The sequence below is a fragment of the Flavobacterium notoginsengisoli genome (assembly GCF_042686225.1).
Taxonomy (GTDB): domain Bacteria; phylum Bacteroidota; class Bacteroidia; order Flavobacteriales; family Flavobacteriaceae; genus Flavobacterium; species Flavobacterium notoginsengisoli.
Genome location: NZ_JBHUOT010000006.1, coordinates 294,213 through 315,633, shown reverse-complemented (window position 1 = coordinate 315,633; position 21,421 = coordinate 294,213). Strand labels below are relative to the sequence as shown.

Genomic DNA, 21,421 nt, shown 5'->3' with positions numbered 1-21,421 from the left:
AATCTCAGAATCTCAGAATCTCAGAATCTCAGAATCTCAGAATCTCAGAATCTCAGAATCTCAGAATCTCAGAATCTCAGAATCTCAGAATCTCAGAATCTCAGAATCTCAGAATCTCAGAATCTCAGAATCTCAGAAAAAAAATCAACAATTTAAAATCTAAAATTTCTAAATGGGTGCTTTTGTAATTAGTAAGCGATTTAATGATGAATATAAATTTACGTTTACTTCTCGAAGGGGAAAAGTGATTTTTACGAGTTTGAGTTATGAATTGAGGTTTGAGTGTGAGGAAGATATTGAGAAATTTAAAGCGAATATTGAGCTTGCGAAGTTTTTGAAGTTTAAAGGCTCTGGAGGGAAGTATTTTTTTAAACTGATGCTTGGAGAAGTTCATTTTGCGACAAGCCGAAAGTATAGTACGGAATTGCTTTTGCAAAAGGGGATTAAAGAAATTGTGACTTATTCTTCGAGGTCGGAAATTTTGGATTTTTCTTCGAGCGAGTCTATTTTTGGAGATGAAGATGTTGAGGAGGAACTTGAAGAAGCGGCGGAATAAATATAAAAAAAAGCGTTCACAATTGTGAGCGCTTTTTTATTTTGAAGTAAATCAATTTTAAAATTGATCACAAAAAAAAACCATCTCAAAAGATGGTTTTAAAATCGTTAGAAACTAGGTTCTAATTATTTTTTTACTTCTTCTACTTTAGCAGCAGCAGAATCAACTTTAGCAGCAGCAGAATCAACAGTTGCAGCAGCAGAATCAACAACAGCAGCAGCAGAATCAACAGTTACAGCAGTAGAATCTACAGCAGCTTCTGTAGCAGCAGCGTCAGCTTTTTTACAAGATACAACAGTTAAAACAGCAACAACAGCTAAACTTAAAAATACTTTTTTCATCTTACTTTATTATAAAAGGTTAATTATTAATTCGTGGCAAAGATATAAATTTTTTAATACGTAAAATATTTTTTCACTTTTTTTTTAAAATATTTTCCTTACTCACGATTATCTTAGTTATCAAATAATATGCCAAAATAGAAAAAATATTTTATATTATCGTATGTTTTGTCTAAATAATTTTTTGTTGAAAATTCTATCGTTGTTTTGGCTCTTTCAATTGGAATTTTTGTGCTTTATTTTGTTTTTTGAGTGATTTTGTAAACATTCATCTTTTTAAAAAATACATTTTAATCAGTTTAATTTTCATAAAAATGTCTTTTTTTGTTTTTTGAATTGTTATTTAAGCGGCTGAAAAACGTTTTTTAAGATAGTTTCAGTTGCACCTTTATTGTTTTGAATGAATGATTTGCAGATCTCACTTTTCTCTTTGTATAAAGAATTGTCGGATAGTAATTTGTCAAAAATAACTTTTAATTCTTCCGGATTGGAGATAACGGTACAACCTCGTAATTCTACAAGGGAAACTGCTTCAGCAAAATTGGAATAATTTGGTCCAATTACAATTGGAATTCCAAAAGTTGCGGGTTCTAAAATGTTATGAATTCCCGGATTACCAAAACCACCTCCAACGTAAGCGATTGTTCCATAGCTGTAGATTTTGGTTAAAATTCCGACAGTGTCAATTATAAAAACATTGTAGCCGGATAAATCTTTGTTTTCTTTTTCAGAAAATAAAACGGTTGATTTTGTAATCTCTGATTTAAGGTTTGCAATCTGATCGGCTTTGATATTGTGTGGTGCGATAATGAATTTGATGTTTTCAGGAGCCTGATTGATGTATTCGGCAAGTAAAACTTCGTCTTTTGGCCAGGAACTTCCAATTACGATAGTTTGTTGGTTGTTTTTGAAATTTTCAATATAATCAAGCGAGTTGTCTCTTTCTAAGATTGCATTTACACGGTCAAAACGAGTGTCGCCTGAAACAATTACATTTTTAAATCCAATTGCTTCAATTTTTTGCTTTGAACTTTCATTTTGAAGAAAGAAATAGGTAAAAGCTTTTAAAGCATTTCTGTAAAATCCTCCGTACCATTTAAAAAACATTTGGCTGTCTCTGAAAATGCCGGATATTAAATAAGTTGGTGTTTTGCTTTTCTTTAGCTCTTTTAAATAGTTTAGCCAGAATTCATATTTGATAAAAAAGGCAAATTCAGGATGAATTAATTTTAAAAACCGTTTAGCATTGCTTTTGGTATCAAGAGGAAGGTAAATCGTAACATCTGCAATTGTGTTGTTTTTACGCACTTCGTATCCGGATGGAGAAAAGAAACTTACAATTATTTTGTGTTTAGGATGTCTTTCTTTGATTTTTTCTATTACAGGCAGACCTTGTTCGTACTCACCGAGAGAAGCAGCGTGAAACCAAATTGTTTTATCGTCTGCTTTAATTTTCTCTTCTAAAATAGAAAATATGTTTTTTCTGCCTTCAACAAAAAGCTTAATTTTCGGACTAAATAGCGCTATAATTCTTAAGAAAAATCCTGCGATGTATATGGTTAAATTATATAAAAAAAGCATGTAATAATTTTTGTGGCTAAATTACATTTCTTTCGACTATTTTCATTGGTTTGAAGCTATTAATAACTATTTTTGTTCCTCCTTTTAGAGATTTCTGCTAAAATAGAGTCTTTAATTTTAAACATTATTCAAAAATGAAAAAAATACAAATGGTTGACTTAAAAAGTCAATACGAAAAAATAAAATCTACTGTAGACGCCTCAATTCAGGAGGTTTTAGATACCAATACTTATATTAATGGGCCTTTAGTTCACCAGTTTCAAAAAAATCTTGAAGACTATTTAGGGGTAAAACATGTTATTCCTTGTGCAAATGGTACCGATGCTTTGCAGATTGCCATGATGGGATTAGATTTGAAGCCAGGCGATGAAGTTATCACTGCCGATTTTACTTTTGCAGCTACAGTTGAGGTTATTGCTTTGCTACAATTAACTCCGGTTTTAGTAGATGTTGATTTGCATAATATGAATATTGATATTGAAGCAGTAAAAAAAGCAATTACACCAAAAACAAAAGCAATTGTTCCGGTACATTTATTTGGGCGTGCTGCTAATATGGATGCGATTATGGAAATTGCTGCAGAACATAATTTATATGTAATTGAAGATAACGCACAGGCAATTGGAGCAGATTATATTTCTAAATCCGGATCAAAAGTTAAAGTGGGTACAATTGGTCATGTTGCGGCAACTTCATTTTTTCCTTCTAAAAACTTAGGTTGTTATGGAGACGGTGGAGCAATTTTTACAAATGATGATAAATTAGCACACATCATTCGTGGAATCGTAAATCACGGAATGTACGAACGTTACCATCATGATGTTGTGGGAGTAAATTCACGTTTAGACAGTATTCAGGCAGGAGTTTTAAATGCAAAATTGCCGCTTTTAGATGAATACAATCAAGCGCGTCGTTTGGCTGCAACTAAGTACAATGCTGCTTTTGCCGGTAATGCTCACATCATAACTCCAGATTTTGATGCAAACGAAAATGATCATGTTTTTCATCAGTATGTTTTGAGAATTTTAGATGCGGACAGAAATGCTTTAATGCAGCATTTGTTGGATAAAGGAATTCCGTGTGCAATTTATTATCCAATTCCGTTACACTCTCAAAAAGCATATTTGGATCCTCGTTATAAAGAAGAGCAATTTCCGGTTACCAATCAATTAGTGCAGGAAGTGATTGCTTTGCCAATGCATACAGAACTTGATGACGAGCAAATTAAATTTATTACCGATTCTATTTTAGAATTTTTAAATAAGTAAAAAAGATGAGAAGACTTAGCCTTTTAATTTTGATGATTCTTATTCAGTTTTCAGTTTTGGCTCAAAAAGCGAATGCTAAAGAAGAAAATGCTGTCAGCAGTCAAGTTGAAATTTTGCGTCAGGCAATGATTGATGCTGATGGAGCAAAATTGAAAGCATTGACTTCAGATCAATTAAATTATGTCCATTCCAATGGTAATTTTCAAAATCAAGCTGAATTTATCGACGGAATAGTTAGTGGAAAATCAGATTTTGTATCTATTGATTTTCAAAACCAGACTATCTCTGTTCAGAATGATGTTGCCATAGTTCGACATGTTTTGTCGGCTCATACCAAAGATGACGGAATAGATAGGGATATTAAAATAGGAATAATGTTGGTTTGGCAGAAGCAAAAAAGTAAATGGATACTTATTGCCCGACAAGCTTATAAATTAACTACATAAAAAAACAACCACAAAATGAAAGTATTAGTAACAGGAGGATTAGGATTTATAGGTTCTCACACAGTAGTCGAATTGCAAAATGAAGGCTATGAAGTAGTGATAATTGATAATCTTTCGAATTCTTCAGAAGATGTTTTAAAAGGTATTACAGCCATTACAGGAAAAACGCCTTTATTCGAAAAAATTGATTTAAGAGAAAAAAGTGCCGTTCAGGATTTCTTTAAAAAACATAATGACGTTACTGGTGTGATTCATTTTGCAGCTTCAAAAGCAGTTGGAGAAAGTGTTGAACAGCCTTTGTTGTATTATGAAAACAATATTAGCAGTTTAGTTTATTTGCTGCAAGAATTACAGCAAAAACCTGAAGCAAGTTTTATTTTTAGTTCATCTTGTACGGTTTACGGTCAAGCCGAAAAAATGCCAATTACAGAAGATGCTCCAGTTCAGGCAGCAATGTCTCCTTATGGAAATACCAAACAAATTGGAGAAGAAATTATTACAGATACAGCGAAAGTGACTAATATCAGCGCTATTTTATTGCGTTACTTTAATCCGGTTGGAGCACATTCTTCAACTGAAATTGGAGAATTGCCATTAGGAGTTCCGCAAAATTTAGTTCCATTTATTACACAAACAGGAGTAGGATTGCGTCAGGAATTATCAGTTTTTGGAAACGATTACCCAACACCAGACGGAACTGCAATTCGTGATTACATTCACGTAGTAGATTTAGCGAAAGCACACGTAATTGCATTGCAACGTTTATTAAATAAAAAGAATTTAGCAAAAGTGGAAACTTTCAATTTAGGAACAGGAAAAGGAAGTTCTGTTCTTGAGGTTATTCATAGTTTTGAAAAAGTAAGCGACAAAAAATTGCCATACGTAATTAAGCCTCGTCGTGAAGGCGATATTACAGAAGCTTATGCAAACACAGATAAGGCGAATAATGTCTTAGGATGGAAGGCTGAATTAAGTTTAGACGAAGCAATGGCGAGTGCTTGGAAATGGGAACAAAAAGTGAGGAATAAATAGTTTTTTAATAAAACTATAAATTTTTAAAGTCCCAGATTATAGCAATATAATTTGGGATTTTTTTTTAACTGGTATTTTATGAAACAAAATTTAGATTATAAATTAATTATAGCCCTTGCAGCTGTTGGGATTGTTTGGGGGACAACATTTTTAGGGATTAAGGTTGCAGTTGAAACGATTCCGCCCTGGTTTGTGACTTCAATTCGTCAGGGTTTGGCGGGATTGATTATGATGATCATTTTATTATTCAAAAAGGAATTAAAATGGATTGGCTGGGGGAATTTTAAACAACAGCTTATTGCTTCGGTTTTAATGCTAGTGATTGCAAATGGTTTTACGACAATTGCAGAACAGAATATCCCAAGCGGACTAGCATCAGTAATAAATGCACTAACCCCAATTCTTATTTTCTTAGGCAGTATTATGTTTGGATTGCAAAAAATGAGTTTAAAGGGGTTTACAGGAGTGATTATTGGGTTTTCTGGTGTCGTTTTTATTTTTAAAGATGGACTTGTGTCGTTTTTAGATGTCAATTACAGAACAGGAATGATGTTTATGGGATTTGCAATTCTGGCTTGGGCGGCAGGAACAATTTATACTAAAACACATGCTAATAAATCGAAAAATATAACCCTTAATTTGTTTTACCAATTTACAATCGCATCTTGCATTCAGTTGGTTTTGGCTTCTGTCTTTTCGCCAAATCCTGACTTTAGTTCGTGGAGTTCAAGAAGTATTTTTGCGGCTTTGTATTTATCAATCTTTGGATCTGTGATTGCTTTCTTCTGTTATAATTATGCTTTAAAACATGTTACAGCAGTTCAGGTTTCTATTTTGTCTTACATCAATACTATAATTGCGGTTTTTCTGGGTTGGTTACTTTTGGATGAAGTCATTACAATTGATTTTATTATTGCTACAGCGTTGATTATTCTTGGAGTTTTCATTGTGAATTACAAGAAAAAGGAAAAGAAAGTTGTGTAAATTTCGCTTCAATTTATTTTGTAAATTTGTAAGAATTAAAAGTGTAGGAATAATGGATTCGGATAAAGAAAATAAAAGAAAAATAAGGTTGAAGAGCCTAGAGTTGATACGAAGTTCAAAAGCCTAAATTTAAAGGAATTGATCCTGAAACTTTTGATTTTGATGCCGAGTTTGCAAAAGGTTTAACTCTTGAGGAAGCAAAAGAAGAATCGAAAAGAAGGATTGGAGAATGGTGGAATGGAAGAAATTATAAAGAAGAAAAAAATAAACAGAAAGGAATAGATATAAAAACTTTTGATTTTGAGGCTGAATTTAAAAAAGGCTTAACTCCAGCTGAATTTAAGAATGAAATGTCTAAAAGAATTCAAAATTATCCTTGGAAAAAATAGCATTAAAAAAAATCCTCATAAACATAAGTCTATGAGGATTTTTTATGCGTATAGTTTTTAACTGATCACTAAAAACTGAATACTGAACACTAATTATGCGTTAGCAGTAGCAGCTTCTTTATCAATTTTATTAATCAAACCAGCCAATACTTTTCCAGGGCCAACTTCAGTAAACAAAGTTGCACCGTCAGCGATCATTTGCTGTACAGATTGAGTCCATTTTACAGGAGCAGTCAATTGAATGATTAAGTTCTTTTTAATTTCTGCGGCATCAGAAACAGCATTTGCTGTAACGTTTTGGTATACTGGACAGCTAGGAGCAGAGAAAGTAGTTGCTTCAATTGCAGCAGCTAATTCTTCTCTTGCTGGTTCCATCATTGGCGAGTGAAACGCACCTCCAACAGGTAAAATTAAAGCACGTTTTGCTCCGGCAGCTTTCATGGCTTCACAAGCTTTTTCAACAGCGGTTGTTTCTCCAGAAATTACTAATTGCCCAGGACAGTTATAGTTGGCAGCAACTACAACACCGTCGATAGAAGCACAAACTTCTTCTACAACATTATCGGCTAAACCTAAAACCGCAGCCATTGTAGATGGAGTGATTTCGCAAGCTTTCTGCATAGCAAGAGCACGTTGAGAAACTAATTTTAAACCATCTTCAAAAGATAAAGTTCCGTTAGCAACCAAAGCTGAAAATTCGCCTAATGAATGTCCTGCAACCATTTCTGGTTTGAAATCTTCTAAAGTTTTAGCTAAAATAACAGAGTGTAAAAATACAGCTGGCTGTGTAACTTTAGTTTCTTTTAGTTCTTCGGCAGTACCTTCAAACATAATATCAGTAATTCTGAAGCCTAAAATTTCATTGGCTTTTTCGAATAATTCTTTGGCTAAAGCCGAATTTTCATAAAGGTCTTTACCCATTCCTGTGAATTGCGCACCTTGACCTGGAAATACGTATGCTTTCATTTGTCTAATTTAATTTTTACTTTTTTTAAATTGAAAATTAGTTTCAATTGGTGCGCAAAAGTACTATTTTTTTATTTCGTATAATCCTTAAACATGTAAATCCACGCTAATCTTGAAAATCGAAGATTAAAAGGAGTGAATAAAACAATTGCAGCAGCAATAATTGGAAAGATTCTCAAATCAAAATTCTTCTCAAAGAAAAACTGTGCAATACAATAGGTTGCGATTCCCTGAGCCACGGTTAATCCGTAGTTTACGTACATGGCGCCAAAGAAATAACCAGGTTCTTTTTGGAATTTATAATTGCAATGGCTGCAATATTCATTCATTTTTGGAAAGCTGAAATTCAGAAAAATATTTTTGTCTGTAAAAACTTTTCCTTTATGACAAACAGGACATTCGTTTTTTAAAATATGTGTTAATGCGCTTGACATGATAGTGTTGATTTTTGTTTATACAAAGGTAAATCAGAGCAGGATAATAGTCTTTTTAGTATCTTCGCTTATTATAGCACAATAAAGACATTTGTTATGACATTGCCTACCTTAAGCTATCTTAAGAACTAAAAAGTGATTCGGCGATTGCATATATACCAATTAAAAATAAATTCTACATATATGAAAAAATACCCAATTTATAGTGTTCAGAATTTTAGTTGTAACGATATTCACAAGGATTTTTATGTAAATACATTTAAAGAACATCTAAAAAACCACAGTTTTGTCGAAGAACCGCATAGGCATGATTCCTATTTAATGGTATTTTTTACGAAAGGTTCAGGACAGCACGAAGTTGATTTTGACCAATTCGAAATTAAAAGAGGGAGTTTATTTGTGCTTCAGCCAGGACAAATGCATCATTGGAGTTTGTCCGAAGATATCGAAGGCTTTGTAATTATCTTTTCGCAGGAATTGTACAATCTGTATTTTGGACAAAAAAAGATCAACGAATATAATTTTTATCATTCCATTCAAAATCGACCTGAAATGGTTTTTGAAGAAAAAGAAATCCCGAAAATCCTTCCGTATTTTGATTTACTGATTCAGGAAAATAGTCAAGTTAACAAATATCAATTAGATAAATTATTGAATTTACTGGACTGCATTCACATTGAAGTAGCGAGAAAATATGGAGAAACCTATTCGCATCAAACGCATTCATACAATATCAAAATCAACAAATTCGAATCACTTTTAGAAGAATATTTCAGAACCCAAAAACTACCTTCTTTCTACGCAGAAAAATTAAATATTACGCTAAAACATCTAAACAGAATCTGCAACGAAATTTTGCAAAAAACCGCTACGGAAGTTATCACAGATCGCGTAATCCTAGAAATAAAACGAATGTTAATCGACAAACAATTAGCCGTAAACGAAGTGGCATTCAAAGTAGGCTACGAAGATTATTCCTATTTCTCTCGATTCTTCAAAAAACAAACAGGAATTTCACCCACAGAATTTCGAAATACAGTGCGTTGATTTTTTTATAGCCACGAATTCACGAATTTTATTTGCCACAGATTTAAAGGATTATTTGGATTAAATCTGTGAAAACCTTTTAATCTGTGGTAAAAGAAAAAAATAATTCGTGAATTCGTGGCTATAAAAAAAGCCTGCACTCCCGAGAAAAAGTACAGGCTTTTTAACCAACCAAATTAAAACCTATTTATAAAGTATTAAGCTTGTTTTACAAATTGTAACTCAATGTTTAATTTCACTTCTTCTCCTACTAAAACTCCTCCAGTTTCAAGAGCTGAGTTCCAGTTTAAACCCCAATCTTTACGATTAATTTTTCCTTCAATGCTTAAACCAACTTTAGTATTTCCCCAAGGATCAGTAAGGATTCCGCTGTATTCTACAGGAAAAGTTACGCTTTTAGAAACACCTTTAATGTTTAAATCTCCAGTAATTTCATAAGTTCCTTCATTGATTTTTTTGAAAGAAGAAGCTTTGAAAGTTAATTTTGGATGATTCTCAGCATCAAAGAAATCCCCGCTTCTTAAATGCCCGTCTCTGTCTGCGTTTGCAGTATCAACAGATGCGATATCAGCAGAAAATTCAATTTGAGCATTTTCGAAGTTGTCTCCGTCTGTAGTAATTGTAGCGTCATAAGTTCCAAATTTACCTGAAACATTTGTAAACATCATGTGTTTAACTTTAAAACCAATTTCTGAGTGAGTTGGGTCAATTGACCATTTTGTAGTTGCCATAATTTTATTTTTTAAATAATTAATTAATTTCATTTTGATAGGACAAAGTTACGGTGACAGTTGTCCTGAAGCACTTAACCTAGATTAAGAAATAAAAGATTTTCAATTTCTGTAAAACAGATTTATTACTTATAAATTTAAGTTTTCTTTTTTAGTTCAATGTAAAGTTTAGGTAAAAAAAGAAACGATAATAATCTGATTTACAGATTTGTTATCGTTTCAAGGTACAGGTATTAATTGTTTTTGTTTGAATTAATAATTCATCGGAATGTCCATCAATAAAAATTCCGCATCTGTATTGGCTTGGATATTTAAAGCGTCAGTTCCTGAAATTCCAACCGCATCACGAGTATTCAATTCCTGGCCGTTGATCGTAACATTTCCTTTTAAAACGAAAGCATAAACTCCATTTCCTTCTTTTTTAATTTTATATTCTGTTGCGATTCCGGCATCAAAATTTCCCATGTTGAACCAAGCATCTTGATGAATCCAAACTCCTTCATCATCCGCATTTGGAGATAAAATTTGAGATAATTTATTATGTCTGTCAGCAACATCCAAAGTGATTTGTTGGTAGCGTGGCGTAACATTTCTTTTATTTGGAAACAGCCAAATCTGCAACAATTTTGTCTGCTGATCAGCATTTGGGTTAAACTCACTATGTTGAACACCAGTTCCGGCGCTCATTACCTGAATATCTCCGTTTTTGATAATTTCAGTATTTCCCATACTATCTTTATGAGCCAAATCACCTTCTAACGGAATCGTAATAATTTCCATATTATCGTGAGGATGCGTTCCAAAACCCATTCCGCCCGCAATTGTATCATCGTTCAAAACACGAAGCGCTCCAAACTGAATTCTATCCGGATTGTACCAGCTCGCAAAACTAAAGCTATGATAAGCGTTTAGCCAACCGTGATTTGCGTTTCCTCTTGTTTCTGCTTTGTGCAATACTATATTTTCCATGATTTTGTGTGTTTTGATTTTTATAGTACAAAGATACGGTCGATGTAGAGGAAAAGCACTTAATGTAGATTAAGAAAGGTTCTGAGGCTTTAAGATGCTAAGTTTTTTCTGGAGCAGAAATTTTCGTTTTCAAAAGACCTGACGTCCCGCTATCCGTTTCAATCTTTTGTGCCTCCCGATAGTTATTGGGACCGGCACAAAAGGATTTCCACTTCTATCGGGGCTATATTAGAAAATTCATTTTTATAAGAAATGTATATTTTAATTCATTTAAAAGTTCCGAAGGAACGAAACATATTGCAGGGATGGATTTTAATCCATTCTACGCATGAAGTTCGGCAAAGATTAGAAATTACAATATTTTTTTGCCTTAAAGCAACCACGCAGTTTGTCATTGAGGAACGAAGGGTCACACAAGAAATTCGGCATGCATAATCGCCAATCTTTGTCGAGTTCCGAGTGTGATCCTTCGTTCCTCAGGATGACAAGATTGCGCTGAATTATTTAATCCTAATCAATTTCCCTTTTCCAACCACTTCATCAAGGTAATTCGCAGAAGAACTTTTCTTATCATGCATAAAAAAAGGAATCGTGTCTTTTGCAATTTGATCTTTAGGAATACTTATAATCAAATCAGTATTAATGAAATTATCCAACAATATTACATTACCATAAGAAATTTTTCCTTTTGGTAAATACTTGTTATCAAAAACAAAAACACTATCCTTAAAAGTAATTTTGTCTTTTTGAATATAAGCATTATCATCTTCAATCAAATAATTATAACGGCCAGTAAGTTTATCCGTTTTCTGAATGAAGTTAATCGAAACTAAAGTGATTAGCAAAGCGAGATATTTCATGATATTCTAACTATATTGATTTATAAACTGCTGAACAACGGCATCCGTATTCTCATGACGTTTCTCTTTCTCCAAAACAGTCGGCGGAGCGCTTCTTTCTAAACAATCTTGTACAGCGCAGGTCTCGCAAGTTACACCAACAATTCTTTTGACCAAAGGTTTTCCGTCAATGAATTTGAATTTCTTTTTCATTGTTGAATTAATCAAAATACCAACAGAAATACTGCGGATATAATTCTCTGCAAAAGGATCTTTTGTGGCTGATGAAAATACTAAATATTCGTTTCCGCTATTCGCATAACTCGATATTTGCGCATCAAAAAAATGAGATTTATTTTGTTTGATCGCTTCGTCAATCGTTTTTACCGAAACCCATCTTCTGCAATAATGCTCGTTCGTTTCATTGGCATGCGGTTCCTGTTGGTGCGTAATGTGCAATTCTTTATTTATCTGATAAAAATCGGAGCCAATTTTATGTGATAATCTTAAAAAGAATAAGTTTTTCAGCTGAAAATCTTTCGGTAATAAATTCGTTAATCGCTGATAAAAAGATTCAGGCGAAACTTCAAAACTTTCAATTAATTGAACAAATTCTTCCGGTTTTGGATTTTCATTTTCTAAAAAAGTATTGATTTTATCTACAACCAATTTTCTTGGCAACAATAAAGCACCGGCAAAATAAGAAGCGTAAAAATTATGCAGAACCTGATCGAAATTTTCAAACTTGATCCAGCTGAAAGTCAACAGCCGATCTGAAATTTTCAAATAATTGTACGCAATTTCTTTGGCTAAAATAAACGCTTTCTGCGGAGCGTCAAGTTCTGTAGAAAGCAATAAAGTTTTGCTTTTCGGAACATAAATCGAACGCAAATCGTCTAAAGCTTCCTGATCTGCAAACACAATTTCTTTGATATTGTATTCGTATTCTTCTTTTAAAATCGCCTCTAATTCTTCTACAGTAATTTTAGAATCTAAATTGATCTGAAACGACTTCGAAAACGCAATTACTTTCTCTTCTAAATCCTCAAAATAATTACTGTGCGCTTCCTGATACGAACGCAAAGAAGCCAAAAAGAAGCTTTCACGGCTTAAATTATAATGTTGTGCAATTTCGATAATCGTACTAATAAATGCATTGACTTTTGCCGGAGCATTGGCAATAATATCAATTAAATCGGCTTCCTGAATCCCGAAAAGCTCTAGCGGAATCTCTTTTAAAATTCCGGATTTTAATATTTCGCCAATCGGAGCCAGGTTGTTGTCGAGTTTCAAAGACACCATTTGGTCGTAAGTCACGTCCAAATGCTCGCAGAGCAATAAAATTTTATCTGTTTTTGGATATTTTTTTCCCTTTTCAATCTCGTTTAAATACGATTTTGAAAGATTTGTCAATTTGGCTAAGCCAAAAAGTGACAGATTTTTTTGCGTTCTGACTTGCTTCAATTTTAGTCCGAAGATCAGCTTTATATAGTCTTTTTCGATATCCATGAACCAAATATAGTTATTCTAAAAATAATCGCCAAAAAATTATTTTTAATATTTAGCGAACGTTCGCTTGTTTTGTAAAAAACTTTTTTATAATATTGTCATGTAGAAATTATTAAAAATCAAAACGTTACGATTTTGATATTCTGAAATGAATGAACAATGATGTAACGACGAGATTTTTTTTATAATAAAAAAATAAAACCACAGCTATGAAGAACCAATTAGAAATTACCGAAACGGCAATGGAATTTTTAGCCGAAAAGAAGCTTCGTTATCCAAAAATCTGGACAGAAGAAGCGATTGTTTTTATAACTGAATTGCATAGAAAATTCGAATCACAACGAAAATTATTGCTTTTACAGAGAGAACAAAAACAAGTCACTTTTGATCAGGGAATCATGCCAGTTTTTATTCCGGAAACCAAAAGCGTAAGAGAAGGCAATTGGAAAGCTGGTGAAATTCCGAAAGATTTATTAGATCGTAGAGTAGAAATCACAGGACCAGTTGATCGTAAAATGATCATCAACGCTTTGAATTCGGGAGCAAAAACCTTTATGGCAGATTTTGAAGACAGCACTTCGCCAACTTGGCAAAATTTGATGGACGGACAAGTAAATCTAATCGATGCGGTAAACAAAACAATTACTTATACGGATTTGGTAAAACAGAAATCCTATCATTTAAATGAAAAAATCGCAACGCTAATTGTACGTCCGAGAGGTTTGCATTTGCCAGAAAAGCATCTTTTAGTTGAAGGAAAAGAAGTTTCAGGTTCTTTGGTAGATTTTGGTTTGTATGTTTTTCATAATTATAAACGCCTTTTAGAAAACAATTCTGGGCCGTATTTCTACATTCCGAAATTAGAACATTATCTAGAAGCACGCTGGTGGAATAATGTAATTGATTTTACCGAGGATTATTTGAAACTGGAAAGAGGAACGATAAAAGTGACGGTTTTAATTGAAACCATAACGGCAAGTTTTCAACTGGACGAAATTATTTACGAATTGAAAGAACATATTGTTGGCTTGAACTGCGGACGTTGGGATTATATTTTCTCCTACATCAAAAAGTTCAGAAAAAATCCAAAATTCATCGTTCCGGATCGTGATCAGGTAACTATGACTTCACCTTTTATGAATGCCTATTCGAATCTAGTTATTCAAAGATGTCATAAAAGAGGAATTCATGCGATCGGCGGAATGGCCGCACAGATTCCGATTCGAAATAATGAAGAAGCCAATGCAGTCGCTTTCGCAAAAGTAAGAACCGACAAAGAACGTGAAGTAAAAAACGGACACGACGGAACTTGGGTAGCGCATCCAGATTTGGTTTCCCTTGCAAAAGAAATTTTTGATAAAGGAATGCCAACGCCAAATCAAATTCACATTAAAAGAGAACATCGAAAAATCACAGAAGCTGATTTGATTGAACCACCAATTGGAATGATAACTGAAAATGGTGTTCGAAAAAATATTAATGTTGGAGTTTTATATCTGGCTTCCTGGCTAAACGGACAAGGCGCCGCAGCTTTGCATAATTTAATGGAAGACGCCGCAACGGCCGAAATTTCGAGATCGCAATTGTGGCAATGGCTTCAAAATAAAGTGATTTTAGATAATGGACGAAAATTAGATTTAGCGTATTATCATGAATTGGCTTTAGATGAATTCAGAAAAATAAAAACCGAATTAGGAGTAGAAAACTATGAAAAACAACAGTTTCCATTAGCAGAGAAAATGCTGGAAAGACTGGTTGTAAATCTACATTTTGTGGATTTTCTAACTATTCCGTGTTATAAATATTTATAATTTATTTGAAACACATAGAAACATAGATTTTAATTTTAAATAAAAGATAAAAAAACTAGTTTTTCACACATAGCTATGTGCATTGAAATAAGTGAAACGCCTTTAACCACAAAGGATAGCTATGTCTCTATGTGTTTAAAAAAAACTTCCAGTTAAAAACTGAACACTTTTAACTGTGAACTGAACACTATTACTTACTAACCAACTTAACTATACTATTTATGAAAACAACAGAAGACAGAATTCAGGAATTGATTAACGATTGGATCACGAACCCGAGATGGAAAGGTGTTGAACGTCCTTACACTGCGAGTGAAGTAGTAACACTTCAAGGGTCTTATAAAATTGAGCATTCTATTGCCAAAATAGGTGCAGAAAAATTATGGAGAAAGTTAAAAAGTCAGGATTATGTTGCGGGTTTGGGAGCGTTGACTGGAAATCAAGCGATTCAAGAAGTTGACGCGGGTTTAGAAGCGATTTATTTGAGCGGATGGCAGGTTGCTGCTGATGCAAATTTGGCAGGCGAAATGTATCCTGACCAATCGCTCTATCCGGTAAACAGCGTTCCGATGGTTGTTAAAAAAATCAACAACGCTTTACTGCGCGCTGATCAAATTCAGACTGTAAATAATATTGAAGATAAAAAAGATTATCTGGTTCCGATTGTGGCTGATGCCGAAGCTGGTTTTGGGGGAAACCTAAATGCTTTCGAATTAATGAAGTCGATGATTGAAGCAGGAGCTTCTGGAGTGCATTTTGAAGATCAATTAAGTTCGGCTAAAAAATGTGGGCATCTGGGCGGAAAAGTTTTGGTGCCAACTCAGGAAGCGATTAATAAATTAATTGCAGCACGATTGGCTTCAGATGTTATGGGCGTTTCAACTTTAATTGTTGCCAGAACGGATGCCGATGCAGCTAATTTATTAACAAGCGATGCCGATCCTAGAGACAGAAAATTTCTAACAGGAGAAAAAACGGCAGAAGGTTTCTTCTATGTAAAAAACGGAATCGATCAGGGAATTGCAAGAGGTTTGAGCTACGCGCCTTATGCCGATTTAATTTGGATGGAAACTAGTAATCCCGATTTAGATTATGCGAGAAAGTTTGCAAAAGCAATGAAAAAAGAATTCCCAGATAAAATGTTAGCATATAATTGTTCGCCATCTTTCAATTGGGCAGCAAAATTAACGGTTGCTGAAATGGAAACATTTAGAGAAGATTTGGCAGCAATGGGATATAGTTTCCAATTCATCACTTTAGCAGGATTCCATGCCTTGAATACCAGTATGTTCGAATTGTCTAAAGCCTACAAAGAGCGAGGAATGGCCGGATATTCTGAATTGCAGGAACGTGAATTCGCTTTGCAGAAAAACGGATTCAGAGCCGTAAAACATCAAGCTTTTGTAGGGACTTCTTATTTTGACGCTGTTCAAAATACAGTAATGCTTGGAAAATCAGCAATAACGGCGATGGAACATTCTACAGAGGTTGAGCAATTTTAATTTTTTTTCCGCCACGAATTCACGAATTTTTATTCTCAAAGATTATAAAAAAATAATTCGTGAATTCGTGGCGGAAAATTTTATTTTTTTAAAAGCCTAGCTTTCATTTTGCTGAAGAATTCCGGTGTTACGCCAATGAAAGAAGCGATTTGTTTTTGAGGAACTTTGTGAACTAATGTTCCGTATTTCTTAGTGAATTTATCGAAACGTTCTTCTGCAGGTAAACTTAAATTATCCATTAATCGCTGTTGATTCGCAACTAAAGAGTTTTCAATTAAAATCCTGAAAAAGCGTTCCAATTTTGGAATTTCAAGATACAATTGCTCTTGATTTTCTTTAGATAACGAAACTACTTCAGCTTCTTCCAGAACTTCAATAAAAAGCTGTCCTGGTTTTTGCGAAAAAAAGCTATACATATCGCTCATCCACCAGCCTTCGCAGGCAAAAGAAAGAACGTGTTCTACGATATTATCGTTGATATTGAAACTTCTTAGGATACCTGAGTTCACAAAATAGGAATGTTTGCAGACTTCGCCGGCATTTAATAAAAGCGTTTTAGCTTTGTAAGTATTGGTTTCCAGTTTAGATAAAAAAAGCGCCTGTTCTTCTGGTGTCAAAGAAACGTGTTTGGCAATGTTTTGAAGAATTAAAGCCATTATTTTTTATCGTCGATTAAGGAAAATGAAGTCGCTTTAAATCTGTTTCCTTTAATTTCTCCCGTAACTAAAGCTTTACTGATCGCATTGCAGAACCCTTTTTCGGCGTGTGCGTCTCCGTGATCGTGAATTGTAGTTCCGTCCACGAAATAGCTTTTTCCCTCGATGCGAACCGCTAAATCACAGCTTTTGCCTTTCATTCCGAATTGGCATTCTCCGCATGAAGCTTCAACAATTGTTGGTTTATCAAATTTCTTTTTGTCTTGTGCCTGAGTTGAAATCCCAATAAAAAGGAAAATCATGAATATAAGTTTTTTCATTTTCTATGAATTTACAGTTATTAATTTTGCCGTTTCTTTGGCGCGTTCTGTTATTTCGTTAATTGGAGTCGCAAGTGAATCGTGGCTTAAAACAACTCCCATTCGGCGGTAAGGTCTTGAAGTCGGTTTGCCGAAAATCCTGAAATCAGTTTTTGGTAAAGCGGCTACTTTTTCGATTCCGGTAAAAGTTGGATTTGCAGAATCTTCTGATGCTAAAATTACGGCACTTGCTCCGGCTTTTTCTAAAGTAATTTCAAAAACCGGAAGACTTAAAATTGCTCTTAAATGCAATTCAAATTCGTTGAAATTTTGCGTTCCCGCCAAAGTTACCATGCCAGTATCATGCGGACGCGGAGAAAGTTCAGAGAAATAAACGCCTTCTTTTGTTAGGAAAAATTCAACGCCAAAAAGTCCAGCTCCGCCAAGTGCTTCGGTAATTTTTTCAGCCATATCCTGTGCTTCGTACAAGTCTTTTTCTGAAACCAAAGCCGGTTGCCAGCTTTCTTGATAATCGCCTCTTTCTTGTCTGTGACCAATTGGAGCACAAAATAAAGTCGGGTTATTATTTTGAGTAATCGTTAAAAGCGTAATTTCAGAATCAAAATTTACAAAAGCTTCTACAATAACTTCAATAACATCGCCACGCGAACCTGCAACGGCATATTGCCACGCTTTTTCGATATCGCTTTCTGTTTTGATAGTCGATTGTCCTTTTCCTGATGAAGACATTAAGGGTTTTACCACGCACGGAATTCCAACTTCCTGAACGGCTTTTTGCAATTCTTCTGCTGAAGTTGCGTATTGATATTTTGCAGTTCTTAGTCCGAGTTCTTTTGCCGCTAAATCACGAATAGCTTTACGGTTCATGGTAAAGTTTGCCGCTTTCGCTGAAGGAACAACAGTGATGCCTTGCTTTTCGTAATCGTAAAAACGTTCGGTACGAATGGCTTCTATTTCTGGAACTATAAAATCGGGTTGGTGTTTGGCTACGATTCGGTCAAGCGCTTCGCCGTCGAGCATGTTGATGACTTCAAAACCGTGTGCAACTTGCATGGCTGGTGCATTTTCGTAACTGTCAACTGCAATTATGGTTTGTCCGATTCGTTGTGCGGCAATGACAAATTCTTTGCCTAATTCGCCTGAACCTAGGAGTAGTATTTTCATTTTGTTTGATTTAAAGTTTGGGTGTTTTGGCTTGCTTTTACAATTATTAAACTGCTTATAAAGGTTAGGGCCATTAATATGAATGATAAAAATAACATCATTAATATTGAAAAAACGATTTGATCTAAAAATTGTGATTGTAATGGAGCAGATATTTCATTAATAAATTTTCCGATGATATAAATTGTGAAAAAAGATATTATGATTTTTGAGCTCACACCAAAGGAAAATTGAGAACAAGCTTGAAAATAAGTGATTTGATTTAATGAATAATAAAGTTTCTTTGAGGTATTCCAAAAGAGGAATACAATAAATAATGGAAATAGAATCCCCCAAAATATTGGGTTCCAAAATACACCAAAATCACATATTTGTATACATAAGTCGATGAAAAGGCTTTTTGAAAAAATTAAAAGTGGAAAAAAAGCGGTCACAAAAATTCCAGCAATGACTGCGTATTTTTGAATGTTGCTTTTTGATTCCATTTAAAATTATTTTGAGAGTAAAGATAAATAAAATGAGAATTATTCTCATGTAGATTTTGGAGATTCGGCGGATTTTAGTTTAATTTTTACATTAAGTAACCACACCGTTTGTCATTCCGAGGAACGAGGAATCTCCGCAAGTAGCTCGACAAAGATTGGTTTATTGGAACGGAGTTACTCGTGGAGATTCCTCGTTCCTCGGAATGACAAGATTGTGGAAAGTATGAAATGAAATTATAAACGTGAAAGTTCTTATGAAACCGTTTGCGTGAGGGATAGAAGTGGAAAGCCTACAGCCGTGAGGAGCGAACAGGCGAGGACTTGTAACGGATAGCCCGGTTCGCCGCGGAGGGACACGCCCAAAATAAAAAACCGATACTTCTTTTAAAAAGTATCGGTTTGTATGTTAATGAAAATGATCTTCTTCAATTTCAAATTCAGCATCTTTTTCCCAGATTTCCATTTCGCAGGGTTTGCAGTTGAATTTTAGTTTGTATTCCAATTCTCCCTGTTTTAAAACTAAAGGTTCTTTTACTTTAACACCAACGATATCTTTTTGGTGTATCGGGCATTTTTTTAATTCGTATTTGATGCAATATTTGGTTGTCATTACACGAGATTTTCCTGGATCCCATTGTAATTCGAATGCTTTTTCGATTTCGGTTACACCGTGGCGTTCGTAGAATTTACGAGCCGTTTTGTTCGAAACATTGTACATGAAATCCAATTTAGTTTCAGGATACGGATGTGACGTTTTTACTAATTGGTGTTCTTCGCGTTTGTAATTTGCCAAACGAATTTCTGATAATTGCTCGTAAACCGTTCTTCTCATTTCGTTGATTTTTGAAATTGGAAGGAACCAGTTTTGAGAGAACATAATGTTGATTTCGTCAGCGCTGTAAGGTGTAAAACCAGTTTTTGCCAATTGAACTTTTATGTTTTCTTCGATTGATTCGCCGGTTTTAGTATGCTCTTTTGAATGCTCTAAAATAACTGTACTTACGTTTCCGTCTTCGTCGGTTGCGATTAATTCAAAACCGTTTTCGTTTTCAGTAAGTAATAAAGTCGTTCCGATTTTACGGATCGCACTGTCTTCTCTTTCTACAATTTTGATGAAAGCAATATCGTTATTACGGTAAATGAAAGTTCCGTCTTTTATTTCTTTTAAAACGTTTGGATAAACTTTTCCGTTCTCGGCTTTGTTTACGTAGATTCCGTCAGCTTCATTATTTTCATTGATGAAGCAAAGTCCGTCGCCGTTGTTTAGTAATTCGCCATTTTCGATTTCGTAAGCGTTTCCAACAGTTCGGATTAATTTACCAATATATTGACCTTTTGATTTTGGACTTTCCCAAGAACCAATACTAGCGTGTCTTTCGTTTACGAAATAATCGGTATAACCACGGTTGAAAGTTCTGCTTAAAGTAGAATCAAAAGTATACGTACATTTTCCAGAAGAAGCTTTTGTGTATTTATCACTTCCTTCTAAATAGCTGTCTAATTTTTGACGTAAATAAGAAACGTTGTTTTTAACGTAAGCAACATCTTTTAATCTTCCTTCGATTTTGAAAGAAACGATTCCAGCTTCAATCAAATTCGGAATCTGATCTGAAACATCTAAATCTTTGATCGAAAGCAAGTGACTGTTTCTGATTAAAGTATCTCCGTTTCCGTCGATTAAGTTATAAGGTAAACGGCAGTTTTGAGCGCAAGAACCACGGTTCGCGCTACGTTCTCCGTTTGCCACACTCATATAACAGTTTCCGCTGAAAGATACGCATAATGCTCCCGTTACGAAAAACTCTAATTCAACATCTGCGTGATCGTATATAGTTTTAATTTGATGCAAGTTTAATTCACGTGCTAAAACTACACGTTTGATACCAGCGTCTTTTAAGAATTTAATTTTATCAGCATCACGATTATTGGCTTGTGTACTGGCATGAAGTACGATAGGAGGCAAGTCCATTTCCATAATCGCCATGTCCTGAATAATCAAGGCATCAACACCAATATCGTATAACTCCCAGATCATGGCACGACACGTTTCTAATTCGTTGTCGTATAAAATGGTATTCATTACCACAAAAACTTGTGCGTTAAATAAATGCGCATATTTTACTAGTTCAGCAACATCTTCGATTGAGTTGTTAGCATTAGAACGTGCGCCAAATTGCGGTGCACCAATATATACGGCATCGGCACCACTATTTATGGCTGCGATTCCTCCAATTAAATCTCTAGCAGGAGCTAATATTTCGATTTTCTTCTTCATTACTAAAACTTTAGACTTTTGTGGTATTCCCGAAAAAAAGTGTGCAAAGGTCTGATAAATTATTTGAGTTTGCTAGTGATGAAGCGATTTTTTTGAATTTGTTAACTTAATATGGA

The 21,421-nt window shown here is 34.3% G+C and carries 22 protein-coding genes; 9 read left to right on the top strand and 13 right to left on the bottom strand.

What is annotated here, in order from left to right:
• On the top strand, positions 1–188 hold a 188-nt coding region (locus ACFS3A_RS15700; RefSeq protein ID WP_379826509.1), incomplete at its 5' end, for a hypothetical protein.
• Complete coding sequence (locus ACFS3A_RS15695; protein WP_379826508.1) at positions 173–556, top strand: DUF1508 domain-containing protein; 384 nt, start codon at positions 173–175, stop codon at positions 554–556. The genes ACFS3A_RS15700 and ACFS3A_RS15695, both read left to right, overlap by 16 nt.
• Positions 557–681: 125 nt before the next feature.
• Here ACFS3A_RS15695 and ACFS3A_RS15690 read toward each other — a convergent pair whose 3' ends face one another.
• Positions 682–897: a PG1828 family lipoprotein gene (locus ACFS3A_RS15690; protein WP_091492463.1), complete on the bottom strand. Its 216-nt coding sequence runs from the start codon at positions 895–897 to the stop codon at positions 682–684.
• A 339-nt stretch (positions 898–1,236) separates the two neighbouring features.
• Positions 1,237–2,478 carry a 3-deoxy-D-manno-octulosonic acid transferase gene (locus ACFS3A_RS15685; RefSeq protein ID WP_379826507.1) on the bottom strand — a complete coding sequence of 414 codons (1,242 nt, stop codon included), beginning with the start codon at positions 2,476–2,478 and terminating at the stop codon, positions 1,237–1,239.
• A 134-nt stretch (positions 2,479–2,612) separates the two neighbouring features.
• Here ACFS3A_RS15685 and ACFS3A_RS15680 point away from each other — a divergent pair, with 134 nt between their 5' ends.
• From ACFS3A_RS15680 to ACFS3A_RS15665, 4 genes are all read left to right on the top strand, one after another.
• Positions 2,613–3,746, top strand: coding sequence for a DegT/DnrJ/EryC1/StrS family aminotransferase (locus ACFS3A_RS15680; RefSeq protein ID WP_379826506.1), 1,134 nt, complete (start codon positions 2,613–2,615; stop codon positions 3,744–3,746).
• 5 nt (positions 3,747–3,751) lie between these two features.
• A complete protein-coding gene (locus ACFS3A_RS15675) occupies positions 3,752–4,192 on the top strand; it encodes a nuclear transport factor 2 family protein (RefSeq protein WP_379826505.1) in 441 nt (146 codons plus the stop codon).
• Between the two features lie 15 nt (positions 4,193–4,207).
• On the top strand, positions 4,208–5,224 hold the full coding sequence (gene galE / locus ACFS3A_RS15670) for a UDP-glucose 4-epimerase GalE (RefSeq protein WP_379826504.1): 1,017 nt from the start codon (positions 4,208–4,210) through the stop codon (positions 5,222–5,224).
• Positions 5,225–5,302: 78 nt separating this feature from the next.
• Positions 5,303–6,208: a DMT family transporter gene (locus ACFS3A_RS15665; RefSeq protein ID WP_379826503.1), complete on the top strand. Its 906-nt coding sequence runs from the start codon at positions 5,303–5,305 to the stop codon at positions 6,206–6,208.
• A 482-nt stretch (positions 6,209–6,690) separates the two neighbouring features.
• Here ACFS3A_RS15665 and fabD read toward each other — a convergent pair whose 3' ends face one another.
• Entirely contained in the window at positions 6,691–7,563 is an 873-nt protein-coding gene (gene fabD / locus ACFS3A_RS15660) for an ACP S-malonyltransferase (protein ID WP_379826502.1), read from the bottom strand.
• A 71-nt stretch (positions 7,564–7,634) separates the two neighbouring features.
• Complete coding sequence (locus ACFS3A_RS15655) at positions 7,635–7,997, bottom strand: DUF983 domain-containing protein (protein ID WP_379826501.1); 363 nt, start codon at positions 7,995–7,997, stop codon at positions 7,635–7,637.
• A 183-nt stretch (positions 7,998–8,180) separates the two neighbouring features.
• On the opposite strand from ACFS3A_RS15655, the gene ACFS3A_RS15650 reads away from it, so the two are divergent.
• Complete coding sequence (locus ACFS3A_RS15650) at positions 8,181–9,044, top strand: helix-turn-helix domain-containing protein (protein ID WP_379826500.1); 864 nt, start codon at positions 8,181–8,183, stop codon at positions 9,042–9,044.
• A gap of 197 nt (positions 9,045–9,241) precedes the next feature.
• Here the strand turns inward: ACFS3A_RS15650 and ACFS3A_RS15645 are convergent, their stop codons facing one another.
• The 4 genes from ACFS3A_RS15645 to ACFS3A_RS15630 form a co-directional block, all read right to left on the bottom strand.
• Positions 9,242–9,775, bottom strand: a complete 534-nt coding sequence (locus ACFS3A_RS15645) for a YceI family protein (RefSeq protein WP_379826499.1) — start codon at positions 9,773–9,775, stop codon at positions 9,242–9,244.
• Positions 9,776–10,027: 252 nt separating this feature from the next.
• Positions 10,028–10,744, bottom strand: a complete 717-nt coding sequence (locus tag ACFS3A_RS15640) for a pirin family protein (RefSeq protein ID WP_379826498.1) — start codon at positions 10,742–10,744, stop codon at positions 10,028–10,030.
• A gap of 500 nt (positions 10,745–11,244) precedes the next feature.
• Positions 11,245–11,604, bottom strand: a complete 360-nt coding sequence (locus ACFS3A_RS15635) for a hypothetical protein (RefSeq protein ID WP_379826497.1) — start codon at positions 11,602–11,604, stop codon at positions 11,245–11,247.
• A gap of 6 nt (positions 11,605–11,610) precedes the next feature.
• Positions 11,611–13,092: a helix-turn-helix domain-containing protein gene (locus ACFS3A_RS15630; protein ID WP_379826496.1), complete on the bottom strand. Its 1,482-nt coding sequence runs from the start codon at positions 13,090–13,092 to the stop codon at positions 11,611–11,613.
• A gap of 209 nt (positions 13,093–13,301) precedes the next feature.
• On the opposite strand from ACFS3A_RS15630, the gene aceB reads away from it, so the two are divergent.
• Both aceB and aceA read left to right on the top strand, forming a co-directional pair.
• Entirely contained in the window at positions 13,302–14,903 is a 1,602-nt protein-coding gene (gene aceB, locus ACFS3A_RS15625; protein WP_379826495.1) for a malate synthase A, read from the top strand.
• Between the two features lie 221 nt (positions 14,904–15,124).
• On the top strand, positions 15,125–16,405 hold the full coding sequence (gene aceA, locus ACFS3A_RS15620; RefSeq protein ID WP_379826494.1) for an isocitrate lyase: 1,281 nt from the start codon (positions 15,125–15,127) through the stop codon (positions 16,403–16,405).
• A gap of 80 nt (positions 16,406–16,485) precedes the next feature.
• On the opposite strand, the gene ACFS3A_RS15615 is transcribed toward aceA, so the two are convergent.
• The 5 genes from ACFS3A_RS15615 to ACFS3A_RS15595 all read right to left on the bottom strand — a co-directional run bounded on the left by ACFS3A_RS15615 (position 16,486) and on the right by ACFS3A_RS15595 (position 21,305).
• Entirely contained in the window at positions 16,486–17,061 is a 576-nt protein-coding gene (locus ACFS3A_RS15615; protein ID WP_379826493.1) for a Crp/Fnr family transcriptional regulator, read from the bottom strand.
• Positions 17,061–17,381 (bottom strand): DUF6370 family protein, encoded by a 321-nt coding sequence (locus ACFS3A_RS15610; RefSeq protein ID WP_379826492.1) that lies wholly within the window; start codon positions 17,379–17,381, stop codon positions 17,061–17,063. The genes ACFS3A_RS15615 and ACFS3A_RS15610 overlap by 1 nt, the downstream gene beginning before the upstream one ends.
• 3 nt (positions 17,382–17,384) lie before the next feature.
• A complete protein-coding gene (gene purT / locus ACFS3A_RS15605) occupies positions 17,385–18,545 on the bottom strand; it encodes a formate-dependent phosphoribosylglycinamide formyltransferase (protein ID WP_379826491.1) in 1,161 nt (386 codons plus the stop codon).
• Positions 18,542–19,030, bottom strand: coding sequence for a hypothetical protein (locus ACFS3A_RS15600; RefSeq protein ID WP_379826490.1), 489 nt, complete (start codon positions 19,028–19,030; stop codon positions 18,542–18,544). The genes purT and ACFS3A_RS15600 overlap by 4 nt, the downstream gene beginning before the upstream one ends.
• A gap of 406 nt (positions 19,031–19,436) precedes the next feature.
• On the bottom strand, positions 19,437–21,305 hold the full coding sequence (locus ACFS3A_RS15595; protein ID WP_379826489.1) for a peptidase U32 family protein: 1,869 nt from the start codon (positions 21,303–21,305) through the stop codon (positions 19,437–19,439).
• Positions 21,306–21,421 lie beyond the last annotated feature (116 nt).

What these genes read in the sequence shown, in the direction of transcription:
- galE (WP_379826504.1), top strand. Translation starts at nt 4,208, where the DNA reads ATGAAAGTATTAGTAACAGGAGGATTAGGATTTATAGGTTCTCACACA.
- fabD (WP_379826502.1), bottom strand. Translation starts at nt 7,563, where the DNA reads ATGAAAGCATACGTATTTCCAGGTCAAGGTGCGCAATTCACAGGAATG.
- purT (WP_379826491.1), bottom strand. Translation starts at nt 18,545, where the DNA reads ATGAAAATACTACTCCTAGGTTCAGGCGAATTAGGCAAAGAATTTGTC.
- ACFS3A_RS15595 (WP_379826489.1), bottom strand. Translation starts at nt 21,305, where the DNA reads ATGAAGAAGAAAATCGAAATATTAGCTCCTGCTAGAGATTTAATTGGA.
- ACFS3A_RS15695 (WP_379826508.1), top strand. Translation starts at nt 173, where the DNA reads ATGGGTGCTTTTGTAATTAGTAAGCGATTTAATGATGAATATAAATTT.
- ACFS3A_RS15600 (WP_379826490.1), bottom strand. Translation starts at nt 19,030, where the DNA reads ATGGAATCAAAAAGCAACATTCAAAAATACGCAGTCATTGCTGGAATT.
- ACFS3A_RS15690 (WP_091492463.1), bottom strand. Translation starts at nt 897, where the DNA reads ATGAAAAAAGTATTTTTAAGTTTAGCTGTTGTTGCTGTTTTAACTGTT.
- ACFS3A_RS15615 (WP_379826493.1), bottom strand. Translation starts at nt 17,061, where the DNA reads ATGGCTTTAATTCTTCAAAACATTGCCAAACACGTTTCTTTGACACCA.
- ACFS3A_RS15650 (WP_379826500.1), top strand. Translation starts at nt 8,181, where the DNA reads ATGAAAAAATACCCAATTTATAGTGTTCAGAATTTTAGTTGTAACGAT.
- ACFS3A_RS15680 (WP_379826506.1), top strand. Translation starts at nt 2,613, where the DNA reads ATGAAAAAAATACAAATGGTTGACTTAAAAAGTCAATACGAAAAAATA.
- ACFS3A_RS15675 (WP_379826505.1), top strand. Translation starts at nt 3,752, where the DNA reads ATGAGAAGACTTAGCCTTTTAATTTTGATGATTCTTATTCAGTTTTCA.
- ACFS3A_RS15635 (WP_379826497.1), bottom strand. Translation starts at nt 11,604, where the DNA reads ATGAAATATCTCGCTTTGCTAATCACTTTAGTTTCGATTAACTTCATT.
- ACFS3A_RS15610 (WP_379826492.1), bottom strand. Translation starts at nt 17,381, where the DNA reads ATGAAAAAACTTATATTCATGATTTTCCTTTTTATTGGGATTTCAACT.
- ACFS3A_RS15645 (WP_379826499.1), bottom strand. Translation starts at nt 9,775, where the DNA reads ATGGCAACTACAAAATGGTCAATTGACCCAACTCACTCAGAAATTGGT.
- ACFS3A_RS15685 (WP_379826507.1), bottom strand. Translation starts at nt 2,478, where the DNA reads ATGCTTTTTTTATATAATTTAACCATATACATCGCAGGATTTTTCTTA.
- aceA (WP_379826494.1), top strand. Translation starts at nt 15,125, where the DNA reads ATGAAAACAACAGAAGACAGAATTCAGGAATTGATTAACGATTGGATC.
- ACFS3A_RS15640 (WP_379826498.1), bottom strand. Translation starts at nt 10,744, where the DNA reads ATGGAAAATATAGTATTGCACAAAGCAGAAACAAGAGGAAACGCAAAT.
- ACFS3A_RS15655 (WP_379826501.1), bottom strand. Translation starts at nt 7,997, where the DNA reads ATGTCAAGCGCATTAACACATATTTTAAAAAACGAATGTCCTGTTTGT.
- ACFS3A_RS15665 (WP_379826503.1), top strand. Translation starts at nt 5,303, where the DNA reads ATGAAACAAAATTTAGATTATAAATTAATTATAGCCCTTGCAGCTGTT.
- aceB (WP_379826495.1), top strand. Translation starts at nt 13,302, where the DNA reads ATGAAGAACCAATTAGAAATTACCGAAACGGCAATGGAATTTTTAGCC.
- ACFS3A_RS15630 (WP_379826496.1), bottom strand. Translation starts at nt 13,092, where the DNA reads ATGGATATCGAAAAAGACTATATAAAGCTGATCTTCGGACTAAAATTG.